The 12,408-nt window shown below is 54.9% G+C and carries 11 protein-coding genes; 2 read left to right on the top strand and 9 right to left on the bottom strand.

Translation table 11 applies throughout. The features are described 5' to 3' along the window. The first annotated feature begins 392 nt into the window (after positions 1-392). A complete protein-coding gene (locus M2Q46_RS02755; RefSeq protein ID WP_302356712.1) occupies positions 393-938 on the top strand; it encodes a DUF6680 family protein in 546 nt (181 codons plus the stop codon). Positions 939-1,208: 270 nt separating this feature from the next. Here the strand turns inward: M2Q46_RS02755 and M2Q46_RS02750 are convergent, their stop codons facing one another. From M2Q46_RS02750 to M2Q46_RS02740, 3 genes are read right to left on the bottom strand one after another with little or no spacing between them, the layout of a single operon-like run. Further along, complete coding sequence (locus M2Q46_RS02750; RefSeq protein ID WP_302356711.1) at positions 1,209-1,688, bottom strand: DUF2514 family protein; 480 nt, start codon at positions 1,686-1,688, stop codon at positions 1,209-1,211. Then, positions 1,667-2,125, bottom strand: a complete 459-nt coding sequence (locus tag M2Q46_RS02745) for a lysozyme (protein ID WP_302356710.1) — start codon at positions 2,123-2,125, stop codon at positions 1,667-1,669. Before M2Q46_RS02745 ends, M2Q46_RS02750 begins: the two co-directional genes overlap by 22 nt. Then, positions 2,109-2,363 (bottom strand): twin-arginine translocase TatA/TatE family subunit, encoded by a 255-nt coding sequence (locus M2Q46_RS02740; protein WP_125304166.1) that lies wholly within the window; start codon positions 2,361-2,363, stop codon positions 2,109-2,111. Before M2Q46_RS02740 ends, M2Q46_RS02745 begins: the two co-directional genes overlap by 17 nt. A gap of 208 nt (positions 2,364-2,571) precedes the next feature. Between M2Q46_RS02740 and M2Q46_RS02735 the strand changes: the two genes are divergently transcribed. After that, positions 2,572-2,778 carry a hypothetical protein gene (locus M2Q46_RS02735; RefSeq protein WP_302356705.1) on the top strand — a complete coding sequence of 69 codons (207 nt, stop codon included), beginning with the start codon at positions 2,572-2,574 and terminating at the stop codon, positions 2,776-2,778. A gap of 45 nt (positions 2,779-2,823) precedes the next feature. Here M2Q46_RS02735 and M2Q46_RS02730 read toward each other — a convergent pair whose 3' ends face one another. The 6 genes from M2Q46_RS02730 to M2Q46_RS02705 are packed head-to-tail and all read right to left on the bottom strand — an operon-like array spanning position 2,824 to position 12,309. Next, a complete protein-coding gene (locus M2Q46_RS02730) occupies positions 2,824-4,767 on the bottom strand; it encodes an SGNH/GDSL hydrolase family protein (RefSeq protein ID WP_302356703.1) in 1,944 nt (647 codons plus the stop codon). 56 nt (positions 4,768-4,823) lie between these two features. Continuing rightward, entirely contained in the window at positions 4,824-7,541 is a 2,718-nt protein-coding gene (locus M2Q46_RS02725) for a host specificity factor TipJ family phage tail protein (protein WP_302356701.1), read from the bottom strand. Next, complete coding sequence (locus M2Q46_RS02720; RefSeq protein WP_302356699.1) at positions 7,519-7,923, bottom strand: hypothetical protein; 405 nt, start codon at positions 7,921-7,923, stop codon at positions 7,519-7,521. The genes M2Q46_RS02725 and M2Q46_RS02720 overlap by 23 nt, the downstream gene beginning before the upstream one ends. Next, positions 7,920-8,402, bottom strand: a complete 483-nt coding sequence (locus M2Q46_RS02715) for a DUF1833 family protein (protein WP_302356697.1) — start codon at positions 8,400-8,402, stop codon at positions 7,920-7,922. Before M2Q46_RS02715 ends, M2Q46_RS02720 begins: the two co-directional genes overlap by 4 nt. Next, the gene (locus tag M2Q46_RS02710; RefSeq protein ID WP_302356695.1) at positions 8,399-8,866 is read right to left on the bottom strand and encodes a hypothetical protein; all 468 of its coding nucleotides are present in this window, start codon (positions 8,864-8,866) and stop codon (positions 8,399-8,401) included. The genes M2Q46_RS02715 and M2Q46_RS02710 overlap by 4 nt, the downstream gene beginning before the upstream one ends. Next, the gene (locus tag M2Q46_RS02705) at positions 8,863-12,309 is read right to left on the bottom strand and encodes a tape measure protein (RefSeq protein ID WP_302356693.1); all 3,447 of its coding nucleotides are present in this window, start codon (positions 12,307-12,309) and stop codon (positions 8,863-8,865) included. Before M2Q46_RS02705 ends, M2Q46_RS02710 begins: the two co-directional genes overlap by 4 nt. Positions 12,310-12,408: the final 99 nt, after the last annotated feature.

Genomic DNA, 12,408 nt, shown 5'->3' with positions numbered 1-12,408 from the left:
TCGGCATAGCGTCGGCCTCAGCAGTACAGCGCCTCTGAAACGGCCGCTGGGCAACGGCACAGTAACTACCGCACCCGGAAGGCTTCACACACCAAGCCAGTTACTCGACGTCGATCAGCCTCTGCTGCGTAGACTTTCGCAGCCTCATCAAGCCCTCCAAGCAGCTCGGCAAACATTCGGATGGCGGTGTCGGCTGCCTGGCGCTCTGCGGCCGCATAGCTCCAAAGACTTAACAACACAGTTACTCTACCTACCTTTATAGGTACAATCGGCTAGAAAAAACCAAGGCCCGTAGATTTCATAGTCAAACTCGTAGCACTCATAGGGTGCTTAGACTAAATTCAATCACGGCGGAAAATGCACAGGAAGCTATTACATCTAGAAGGTCTGAAATGGATTGGGTCACATCAGTTGATATAAAAGATTGGTTAATCATCATTTCCACCCTGTTATCTCCGCTAATAGCCGTACAAGTAACTAAATTAATTGAGCGAGGCCGCCTACGCCGAGACGAGCAGATGGGTATTTTCAAAACCCTAATGGCCACTAGAGCTGCAAATCTCGACCCCCGACATGTTGAGTCACTCAACGTCATTGATGTGGTGTTCCATGGCTCATCAAGGAGGGAAACAGAAATTAGACATCATTGGAAGGAGTATCTTGACCACCTCAATGATCGCCATTATCCGAGAGATTCTTGGGGGGTAAGGCGTGTCGAATTACTTGTCGACTTACTCCATGCGATGGCTACATTTCTCAGATTTGATTTCGATAAAACCCACATCAAAAATCAAGCGTATTATCCTGAAGGGTATGGTGATATAGAGGATGATCACACAGCCAACCGTAAAGCGCTTCGCGATATTCTAACGGGCAAGTCTGCTCTCCCTATGAAAATCACTAACTTGCCCCAACCGCAACAGTCCGAGGACCGCTAAAAAAACAATTAGAATAGGGTTAACAAACGCTGCGTGAGCCCATAGTTTGATGCCTCACCTCTCCAGTCAAATGCGCTCTCTTAGAAGTCGGCAACACATACATCGAACGTGACAACTGCCACCAGACTGCTTTCTTTTTTCTAATTCCGACACGCCAGCCGTATCCAAGTTTCAGCTTCCGTTTCCACGTAACGCAGCACGCGGATCGGCGTAGCGTCGATCTCTGCATCAGAGCGCCACTGGAACGGGCCCTGGGCAGCCGCGCAATAGCTACCGCCCCCGAGCATCCGTGTACGCAGCTTCACACGCCAAGCCCGCTATTCGGCGTCGATCAGCCTCTGCTGCGTAGACTTTCGCAGCCTCATCAAGCCCTCCAAGCAGCTCGGCAAACAGTCGGATGGCGGTGTCGGCTGCTTGGCGCTCTGCGGCAGCGCTGGCAAGCGCGGTATCCCGACGATAGCGGGCTGCGTATTCTTCGGCTGACTTGCGCACCCGCTCATCAGCAGCGCGGCGCTCAGCAATAGCGACTTGCTCCAACTGTTCCAGCGTTTCACGATCTCGGGCCTCCATTTCTTCGGTTAATTCATGTTCGATCTGCCGCGCCCTGCCCTCCGCATGGGCGACAGCGATCATGTATTCGGCCTGGGCTTTGTCGTAACCCTTCTTGTGCTGGGAAGCGCCATACATCTGAAGCCCAATAAAAAGGGCTGCCAGAGTAGCAGCCCCCGTTACTGCAGATCTGATAGACATATTTGCCTCTCTGCTTCGCGCCGCCGTTCAAGACCGCGCAGCTTCTTGCCCCCGGCATACACCCATAGCGGCAACTGATTGCAGGCCCCGGCCAGATCGCCAGACCGTAGCTTGCGCAACAGTGTAGAACTCCCATATGCACCTGGGCCCACGTTATAGACGAAGCTGGCCAGCGCAACGCGCACGCCATCCGGCAAAGGCTGTGGCGCAGAGCGATCCACGACTGCCAGAGCCTTGCGAACTTCCTGCTCGGTCAGAGCATCACAACGCTCCGGACTGGCCACATCACCCAGCTTGACCCCCAGGGTATAGCCGTCGCAAATAGTCGGAATGCCCACCGGGTCCACATAGGCAACCAGCGAACGCCCCTCCCAGGCTGCGACCAGGCCAATGGTCGCCGCAATTACTCCTGTGCCGATCTTAGTTTTTAGATCCACGTTTCCACTCCTTGAAATTCCCCCATGCACGCTGCAGACCACCAACCAAACGGGCTGCCGACCGCAAGAAGTCTGGTAGCTTGATCACAATAAGAATCAGCACATAGGCCGCCCAGAGCAGTAAAACGAACTCTTGCAGCGTCCATTTGTAAATCAGTAATGCTGAGCCGGTCGTAATCGGCAGATGTGCTCCATCGTTGTGCAGCATTGGTTTCTTCCCCTTGTTTACGGTCGGCATGGCTGTCTCCCGTGATGCGCTGCAAAAGCAGCAGACGTAAAAAAAACCGCTCGAAGGCGGCACTCAATCAATCCTAGCGAGCTCATTCACCGGAAGTCGAATAGACGCTTCCCCATAATGAGAAGCACTTACAAACCATTTCATTTGACTACAGGTTTACCCTACTACGCTGGCTTATCCTCTCGGCTTCAATACTTGGAGAGGCCAGATGGCAAGTCGTAACAACAACCAAACCCAACAACTCAGCAAGAATGAAGAAATTGCACTTGAGCTCACAAAAGCGGCTGTGCAAAGCGGCGCACTGCAGCGCCTGAAAGACACCAACGGTATCCTCAACCGTGCGCAGAATGACGCCAGCTACGCTGTCGCGCTGTATCAGTCTGTCTTGAGCCGTCTGGCCAAAGCCGACTCCTGATAAGCCGGACATCCCCGCACTAGCGGGGATAAGCCACGCCCTGCGTCATGCTATGGAGCGCAGCCAGCCGGCAATTCTCTTTGCCCATAGCGAAAATCCAAGTCCAGGCCGTGGGTGAATCCCATCCCGAAGATAATGTTCTGCTGTGTATGCATTGACTGTGCCGTCTCTGAGCATATCCATACTCGGGCAGCCGGCCCGTTGAGCCACATCTGCAATGGCGTCGTTTACATCCGTCAAAGCAATATTGTTTGCACGGGCAATCCAGGCATCTTCATCAGCATTCGGCCCTCCCCCAAAGGTCCTATAGGACGGAAGTTGAAACACAATGCGAATATTCGGGTAGGCCACCTGGATCGATTGAATGATGTGCGCCACTGAGCCACGTAATGTCATGCCAGTAGGGTCTGCCCCATAACCGGTCCCTAAGTCCAGATCTGGGCGAGTCCAGTCATTCGTGCCAAATGCGATCACTAAAACATCAACAGTGGACCAGTCCAAAGCAGCCAACGCCGCCGCTTGAGGCCGGTTGTCATCGTTGGTTGGTGGTTGTGCCACTGCCTCAGCACAATCCAGCAAATACGTATAGTCGCCGCTGCCAATGCAGGTAGCAATTGCGTACCCGCACATGCCGTCATAGCGACCAACACTGGTCGGATAGGCCGACATTCGGCAGCCACCAAAGCCAAACTTGTGCACAATGGCGCCAGTCGCTGAGGCCAACTGCTCTGGCCAGTTCCCGCTTTCAACGATGCTGTCGCCAATCACTACAATGACGGATCCAGCTAGCGGGTTGTCACCACCGCCAACCTTCTGATAAGTCTGCCAAGTAGCAACGCCTGCACTTGTAATGGTGCCCGACCGCTGCCACACACTTTTCATATGATTCCGATAACGCACGGTCTGCACAGCAAATGAGCCGTACACCTCAACGTCAACAAGCGCCGTTTCACTCGGTGCGTCTGCGGGCAGCCCCGTTGCCGGTTGCGTGAGCATGTAATGCCCTTCGTCATGCAGGTCGTCAGCGTTGCCCTGCGCGGTCAATCCACGATATGCGTAGTTACGGGTGAAATTAGAAGGGGCGGTTAAACCAAACCCCTTGATGATGGACCAGTTGCCTCCGCCAATCGACTGCCAGCGCAACGCCTCATTCGAAGTCGTGAACAGCGTAGTGACCCGAAAGCCACCATGCTGCTCAACTTTAGCCAGTGGTGTGGCACCAGAGGGCCAGTCGCTGGGAAGCTCAGAAGGCGTCCCTGTTAAAACATAAGTTCCTGGGCGCAGAAGCTGTTTGGCATTTGCGTTAACGACACCCGTAATGGATTGATCAAAAGGCATCACCCAGCTAGTGGTCGCTCCACTAGACAATACCCGCCTGGTCCACTGAAACTGAGGCCGATCTGTCTGGTACAGGTACTGAGTGACATACGAGCTCACCCCAGCATCCAATTGTCGTTCTACCCGAATTACTTTGCCCACACCGACCGGGAAGCTACTGGGTAAGTCTGGGTGATCATTCTCCGCCGCACTCCCATAAATCCCCATTTTCAACAATGTCGAAAGAGCTGCGTTATTAGCCACAGTCCAAAATCTATAGTCAGAAGGCTGGAATCCTGACCAAATCCATTGCGAACCATCGGATACCCAGTAACCATTATTGGCTGGATTGGGGTCGTTAGTTACTCGGATTACCGTGCCTTTAGGATTAGGGAGGGCCGCATCTGCTTCCATTTTTGTGAGGTAGGTCCCCATGGAAGCGATATGCTCGGCAATATCTGCCGCCTCTTCAGCCCGCTCTGCGGCCCCCACAGCCTCCTGCACCAGCCCCGTGGGATCCACGGCGGATTTTAATGTTGGTCTGACAACTCCGAACCTGTCTTCCCACGTGCTCTCCTGACTATTTACCGCTTCATCTAAATTCTGGGAGTTGTCGTATAGATCCTTGGGGTTTGCGCTCCCGATCGGGTTGCCGGTTTTGTATGTCGTCATTTCAAACGCCCATAAAAAAACCCGCCGAAGCGGGTTGATTGATGCTGGTGCCGGAGTTAATCCGGCGGATTGTTGTTGTCATCGGCGTATACACGCACGTCGTAATTAGCTGCGGTCACATCAGTAGCGTCAGTACCACGCGCCTGGATGTTCGTGATCAGAGCGGGCTTTATCCAGTCCGCCGTCAGACCAAAGTAAATGTGCGGCAGCTCCTGCTTCAGACTGACCTCTGGCCAAGGCTGCGGAATATTCGCGATGATCGAAAAGTCGTCAGGCCCTGGAGACGCAACAAACGGACCAACAAACTTGCCCTCTGGTGTTCGATACCCCACGGAATGCGGTGCACCAGCAACCCATCGCAAAGGCTCACTGATGCGCAGCAGCGCACCACCAGAGGCAGGGCTAATATCGACCAGCAAGCCCATCTGCGCCTTGCCTGGCTCATCGTCAAACAGCGGCACATAAGACAGGTACTCACTGTTAAAAGCGTCCATTTCTGTGCCGAAGCTGTACTCACGGTTTCGATAGGCCTGCTCTCGACGCCGGCGCATACCGATTCGCCATGCCCGGATCCTGTCCGTCACGCCATCGAGCTTTAACTTTTCCAACTTGAACCCCTGATCACCTGGTAGCAGGCACCTCACCGTCATTGATGTCCAGGTCTCTGCATCGATGTACTCCACTTCCACACCATCTGGATCCATGGGTTTGCGTGGACTCACGCTTTCACGCAATGGCTTGGTCATGCTCAGCGGTGAGTAGCTTTGCTCGAACTGCGTACGCACATCATCGCGGACCGGTCTGATTAAGCCATGCGATACAGTCAACTCAGAGAACCCGGCCCGAAAAGCAAGTTTCAGGGCATCTTGAGCCGTCGTCAGGTCATACACATGATCGAGCGTTTCACCTCGGGCCTTCCAAATTGCATCCAATCGCTGCAGCTCGTCGGCATCCAGATTCAAGTCTGAGTACCCGATCGAGCCGGTGATATAGCGCGCAAACGCAGAGATGTCCCGCGTCGGCTGTGGCGCTGACCAAGTGCCATCGCTTTGCAGAACTGGCAGCATCCGCGTAGCCACCACATTGATCTGGTTTTCCGACTGCGCACCCAGGCGCCCACCGACCCGCAGCCAGGCGGCCATGGTGGTCCAGCGCGGGTAGCTTGTTCGCGTCCGCAGACGGCTTTTTAGGCCATACCATTGGATAGTGTCTTTGACCTGCGTTGACGTGGCGCTCGCCCCTACACGGCGAACCCGCACAGCCGGCCGCATTTGCGGGACACTGATCGACTCGGTAATACCGATCTGATCCAGCGTCCAGTTTTCGTACCATTTGCTGATCGTCGTGCGTGGACCCCCATCTGCATTGCGGCACTGAATTTCGATGCCCAGCCCTTGAGTGGTCACATCACCATTGTCTCGTATGTATCCCAGCCCATTCGGAAAGAAGAAGTCAATCTCTATAGCGGTTGTTGTCTCTTTGCCAGGCGTGGCCACAAACTCGCTACTCCACTCGCCATAGACCGTGCCGCCATTGAACGTCACTGTCGCTTCTGAGCTGGTCAGTTGCGGGAAGCCGCGCCAATCAGGATCGTTGTTTCCGTTGGGCAATAAACGCCAAACAACGATGTTGTCTGAAGAGTATTGTTGGACTGAATAGCGTGGAACTGGAGACCGCTGGAATACAAGCGTTTGCTGACCTAACGGAACAAAATTGACCCAACTGACGGGGTCTTCCGGGTTCTCTCGCGGAAAGACAAACTCCATCCAACCGTCGCCGTTTTCGTCCAAGTCATACGCGCCAACTAAGACGTCGTAGCGTTGATTGTTAAAGTCCATCAAGAAGCCGTTGGTTCCGATCAAAGGCAACAAGTGCTTGAATGCTCCCGTGAATCGATTGCGCTGAGGATTCGGAAAGGTCGTGTCAGGTCGCGTCACCTCAAATTGCTGCGGGAAATGGATGTTAACGATCGTTCCTGCGCCCCAGCCGGGAGGAAATTCGCTCTCGGAAGAACGCCAGATATAGCTGCCATCAAACGAATAGCTTGCAGGCTGCGTATTCTCCCGGTTTGCAAGCTCAGTGGACATTTCCAGGCCTGCCGTGCCCGAAGATGTACCGCCGACCGCCGGCACTGTGTGCCAGTGCTCATGCGTAGACGTTCCCGACAGATCTGCCCCGGGGCCGTAGATAGCATAGGAGCCGTCGGCACCCAAGGCAGAGAACGGCGTGTCCCCTACTTTCACGTCCGCATCGTGTATCTGGTACTGACCAGGACCAATACACGCATGGAACTCCAGCCACTGCTCGCGCCAGTTCACGAAACGTCGGCGCGGTGGCGTGAGGTAATCAGGGAATCGACGGAACCGGCCAGCCAGCCCTGGTACCACATCACCCAGCTTTGCCTGGTTGGCCTTAGCTGAAGTCGTTTCAAGACGCTGGCCCTGCTCCGGGGAGCCATAGTTCTGGCTACCGCTTTTAGGCATCAACCAGCCGAAAGCAAAGTTAAAGACGCTCCCTAGAAGCTTTCCTAAGCCTGAGAAAACGCCACCGTACTGAATCGCAGTCATCACCACATCGTCGTCAGCGGCAAGATGAAAATCAGCCCACTCAAGTATCGGTAATGGTTTCCCATTAACCGTCACGTGCGATCTAGGAAGCTCTGCCAGCGTATATATCCGTCCTTTAGACGACAAAAAACCGGCTAAAGTGCCGGTCCATTCATACGTCTCGCAAGGTTGTTCGCAGGCCCCGCTAAGAAAGACTCTGATCGTCATAAAAAACAACCCGCGTGTAGCGGGCCTCAAAAGCGTTAATCTTGGTGAGCGTTGGGCCCGTGCCGACATCCGTCTCCAGCACCCAGAGTCTGCCGTCCGCCTCTACGATAAGCCCGACATGCACACAGAGCCGTGCGCGCCAGCCGGTAACAATAGCACCAGGCCTGGGCTGCACTTCTTTAAAACCGCCCTGCTCCCGAACTTCACTGGCTGCCACGGTCAGGCCTGCTTTATCCTCCGGGTCCGTCTCCGAATAACTGGGCAGCATGGCCCTGCCGAACAGCGAAGCTCTGGCCAACCTGACCAGCCCCCAGCAGTCCAGCTCCGGAACGGTGCGGCCAAACGGCTTGTACCGCGTACGTAGAAAGTCATCGATCGTCATAGCCATTGAATCCCGGGTGCTGACTCTGCCGTGTAGCGCTCTCGCGGCCAGGCGGTATTGAGCAAGTCGTAGTAACTGGCCTCCGCCACAAATGTGCCGTTCTCAAACTGTCCGCTCAGCACGGTCATGACATACGGCCGCTCAGCCGGTGCCGTAATGTCGCTAGCCAAGTACGTACGGCTAGTCAGTGTCACCATTTGCCCGGATTCGAGCATGGTATCGACAATAGGCCGTATTCTTTCGTTGGCCCCGGCAATACCAAACCGCAACGTCTGCTGACCAGAGGCGTTACGCGACGGCAGCGATAACTCAACGGCTGCTGCCTCGAACAGCACCAGTTGGCCATCAACCCCCAGCATCCGATCTTCATACCCCTGAACGATCCGCACCGGGGTCACACCAGGCGCGGAAACCTCAAGCGTATATAGCAGCATCGAATCGGTCGGAGCGCTTGCATACACAATCTCTAGAACACTCATGCTTCTGGCCACTCCCGGTTAAGTGCAATATCGATAATGCTCGCCCCCAGAACAAACTCGGGGAACTCGCCCCAGCCTGGCGGCATGAGGGGTCGCTCCCAAATTTCCAGAGTCGCGCCGACTCGCCAAGCACACATACCCACTGGATCAGGGCCTGTATACATAGAGACGAAACGACAAACGTAATGCTGTTCACCAACCGGGGTTTTAAGCGGCGAGTTAAACCACTCAGCCCCGTCTTTAATAGCGTCCCGAAACCAAGCCTCAAACAGCGCAGCCTCGTTATCGCCATTGAAGATCCAGTTCACATTGACGGTTGTAGGGACCGAGCTGAATCGCCTTCGTTGGCGGGCTCGGCCATCCTCCATCTGCGTTCGCTGAAAGGGCTGAGTGTGTTTTATCCCGTAGCCATCACGGATGGGCCAAGGCAGGCCCTCGGGGTAGTTAATATCTGTGTGAATCATGCCCCTACCCTTCGTACATTGCTAACAGACTGCAGCGCGTCAAAGGACTGACCGCCTTGCAGAAACTCCCGTGACATCACGCGAACAATCATCTCTTCATCGGTCGAACCACGCTCTTCTGTCACCTGCGCCCCCTGAAACTCCCCGCCCATCAGTTGAACCACTACACGCGGCTCTGACCTGGAGGACGAGCCAGGCTGCCCGTCAAACGCACGGCCAGCACGCTGACGCGCATCAATCCGCTCCAGCACCGAGTCCAGTCGGGCACTCGTTTTGGCTGTAGTGACCCGCTCACCTTTCTCCAGCAGCCATGTCCCTGTCTGCGGGACGGAATCAATACCGTCGTGGGCCATACCTGCCATTGCGGTCATGCTAATAGCCGTTGCCAATGGCGTAGCAACCGCCAAGGCTGCCCCCATCGCAGCAGGTGCTGCGGCAGGGCCAACAACCGGGATTGCAGCTGTACTAGCAAAGGCAGCAAGACCGGCCTGCAATGCAGTTGCATACGCATTAGCTGATATAGCCATGGCGCTGGACGCCTGAGTGGTCTTGCCTACAAACAGCTGGACAGCTTGGTAAGCCAGCCATTGAGCAGCCATCTGACCTAGAGCGTTAACCACTGAACGCAACATGTTCTGCCCCAGCTTCTGCATCGCGTCACCCAGGTTCTCCGAATCGAAGATCATGGACTCAAACGCATTGCCAAAACCACGGGTCATCGAATCCAGCATGCCAGTGAACAACGCGTCTGTCTGGCTAGCGATATCCTGAGCTTTGGTGGCGAAGTTGTCCCAAGCCCGAGACATGCCATTCGTCCAGTCAGCCTCGGCTATGGCTCGCGCTTCGGCTGACTGCTGCAGGCCGGCGAGCTTCTGCTCCTCGAACTGCTGGAATAAATCAAGACGGTACTGGTATTGCTCTTGAGTGAGCGCCGTTTCCTTTACCTGCTGGGCCATCTCCAGATCAAGACGCTTCTGCGCATACTCCTGACGGATCGCGAGGTCAGCCTGGGCCAATTCACGCTGACGATCGCCCATCCCAACGCCTGCCGAATCCAGATTCAGCTTTTGCTGGAACACATCCATTTCCTGCTGGAAGGCTAAGTACTGGCGGCTCGAATCAATCGCCGCTTGCATAGCCTTCTCTGTTTCGTTCCAGGCTTGGATCTGATCGTACAGCGTCAAGGCTCGTTTACGGTCTGTCTCCGAGCCCTTGGCCATCTCAATTTCGTACCGGGCAGCTTGCTCAGCGGTCATGCCTAAAGCGCCCTTTTGAAGCGTGAGCTGTTTGATTACATTCTTGAGCTCATCCTCTTTGGATGCTCCGCCACCTCCTGTCGTGCGCGGTACGGCATTGGCGTAAATATTGGAAATCTGCGCCTCAGCCTCTTTGCTCACCTGAATAGCGGCTTCAGCCTGGGCAAACCCAGCAAGCATGTTCTGCAAAATTCCGCTTGCCACATCGCCCGACACCTCCCCGCGCGCGAACGCATTGGTCGCGGCAATAAGGGCCTGGGTTTTGATCGCCAGCAACTCCACTTTCTGTCGCTCAACATCCAACGCCCGGATATTGTTTTTCGCAGCCTCGGCGGCTTTCTTATCCTTACCCTCAATCGCGGCTTGCAGCTTCTTGAAAGCATCTGTCTGAGCAGCAACTATCCCGGCCATTTCTTGCTGAACGGAATTAGCGCCAGCCTGTGCAGCTTCGAACACGCCCAACTGTCTGGCACTCATGCCGATCGCATCGCGGGCATCAGTCAACTTTTTGAGATATTCATCCCATTTTTCGATACCAGCAGCAAAACTGTTCGAGGTGGATGAAAGAATATTCAGTGACCGATTGGTGGCGTCTAGGACATTCTTCGCACCCTGCGCATTTTGTTCTAGCTCATCAAAATTTCCGGCAAAAGTTACCCACTCGTCAAGGGCGCTACGCGGGATGCCAAACCGAGTAGCAAAGTCACTCAAAATTGGAGATAGCGACTCACCGCTTGCACGCGCTGCATGCAAGCGATCAATGACCAAATCCAACTCTGCAACGGGGACGCCAAATCGAAGAAGATTGATGCCGCCAACGCTCGCAACAAGGTCAGAAAATGCTGAGTCCGCCTTTCTTGTGCCCTCTTCAAACGCTTTTGTATACTGAACGAGTTTGCTTGCCTGTTGATCCTTGCTGAGTTTATTAAAGCTTTCTACAACCGAGCTGAGCGGTGATTTCAGATCTTCTACAGTACGAGCTAGAGCATCAGCCCCGCTCTTCGCCTCAGAGAACGCTGAATACATGGCGTACCCAGCGGCGGCCAGCACGGCCACAACCGCGCCGATAGGGTTGGTTGCAATAGCCGCTGTGACCGCGTTAATGCCACTAACTAACCCCACCTTCAACGATTGAGCGAGGGCTACGATTCCACCGATAAGCGCAGGCGCATAGAACCCAGACAGAGCCACAACCGCAACGTCGGCATACTTCCCCACTGCTACCAAGGCCGTTCCCAAGACCTCAAAAGCAGGACCCGCCCAAGCCCCAAATGCCAACACGTAATCACCAGCTTTGCGTATTCCATCAGCAAAGCCAAGCATAGCCTCTGCTAGCGCACCTGAGGCGCCTGACGCTTTATCGATTTTGCCAACAAACTCAGTTAGGTTGTTCTGTACCCGCACGAACGCATCAGTCAGAGTGGCGGGCATCAACGCGGCCTCTTCGCTCAGACGGCTAAGCGATGAAACCATGCCAGTCGCAATGACATCGCTCGTAACCTTCCCTTCCACTGCAAGCTTACGCAGTTCGCTGGTGGTAACTCCCATCTGATCGGCCATTGCCTTCAGGATTCGTGGGCTGCGCGAGACGATCGTGTCGAATGCCTGGGCATCGAGCTTGCCTGTTGCCAGGGATCTCGAAAGCGAACCAATCACCACGTCTGCATCCTGCCCGCGCGTGGCCGTTGTCACCAGAGCGTGGTTCACTGCCTCAGTGAAATCGGCGGCTTCGGACGCGCTACGGCCCAGATCACGGAATGTCGATACGTTTCTCGCGTAGACGCCAACGGTCTGCTGAAGCGGTGAATATGACGCGTTCGCCATATCCGTCAGCCGCTGCATAGAGGACGCAGCGCCCTCCATATCGCCTGTTGCCGCACCCACCTGGCTCTGCAAATCAGACCAGCCATCGGCGAATTGCTGAAGCTGGCGAAGCGCAAACAAACCAACCAAACCCTTTGCGGTACGCATGGCGTCTGCGTACATTCCTGCCAAACTTTTGCTGGCCTTGGCTGCGTTCTTATCAACGTCGCTAATGTCTTTGGCGGCTTTTTTGCTGCCATTTGCCAGGCCGTCAGCCGCCTTCTCCATGGACTCGGCCGCACGAACCAATTTATTCAAAGCGCTTGCGGTGCTTTCAACTCCTTCAGCGCCATCAACACGAAGACCTAATGCGGCGACTTCCATTATTTTTCATCCTAAAAAAACTTAAACGCTGGGCCATTTACCGCTTCAGCATGTCCCGCGTGAAAGTTTTGCTTTCCCCGCCCTGATGCGAAAGGTAAG

It is taken from the genome of Alcaligenes sp. YSL9, from assembly GCF_030515105.1.
Classification (GTDB): Bacteria; Pseudomonadota; Gammaproteobacteria; order Burkholderiales; family Burkholderiaceae_B; genus Alcaligenes; species Alcaligenes phenolicus.
The sequence above is the reverse complement of the archived record's forward strand: the minus strand, read 5'-3'. Positions and strand labels throughout refer to the sequence as shown.

What these genes read in the sequence shown, in the direction of transcription:
- M2Q46_RS02755 (WP_302356712.1), top strand. Translation starts at nt 393, where the DNA reads ATGGATTGGGTCACATCAGTTGATATAAAAGATTGGTTAATCATCATT.
- M2Q46_RS02750 (WP_302356711.1), bottom strand. Translation starts at nt 1,688, where the DNA reads ATGTCTATCAGATCTGCAGTAACGGGGGCTGCTACTCTGGCAGCCCTT.
- M2Q46_RS02740 (WP_125304166.1), bottom strand. Translation starts at nt 2,363, where the DNA reads ATGCCGACCGTAAACAAGGGGAAGAAACCAATGCTGCACAACGATGGA.
- M2Q46_RS02735 (WP_302356705.1), top strand. Translation starts at nt 2,572, where the DNA reads ATGGCAAGTCGTAACAACAACCAAACCCAACAACTCAGCAAGAATGAA.
- M2Q46_RS02730 (WP_302356703.1), bottom strand. Translation starts at nt 4,767, where the DNA reads ATGACGACATACAAAACCGGCAACCCGATCGGGAGCGCAAACCCCAAG.
- M2Q46_RS02725 (WP_302356701.1), bottom strand. Translation starts at nt 7,541, where the DNA reads ATGACGATCAGAGTCTTTCTTAGCGGGGCCTGCGAACAACCTTGCGAG.
- M2Q46_RS02720 (WP_302356699.1), bottom strand. Translation starts at nt 7,923, where the DNA reads ATGACGATCGATGACTTTCTACGTACGCGGTACAAGCCGTTTGGCCGC.
- M2Q46_RS02715 (WP_302356697.1), bottom strand. Translation starts at nt 8,402, where the DNA reads ATGAGTGTTCTAGAGATTGTGTATGCAAGCGCTCCGACCGATTCGATG.
- M2Q46_RS02710 (WP_302356695.1), bottom strand. Translation starts at nt 8,866, where the DNA reads ATGATTCACACAGATATTAACTACCCCGAGGGCCTGCCTTGGCCCATC.
- M2Q46_RS02705 (WP_302356693.1), bottom strand. Translation starts at nt 12,309, where the DNA reads ATGGAAGTCGCCGCATTAGGTCTTCGTGTTGATGGCGCTGAAGGAGTT.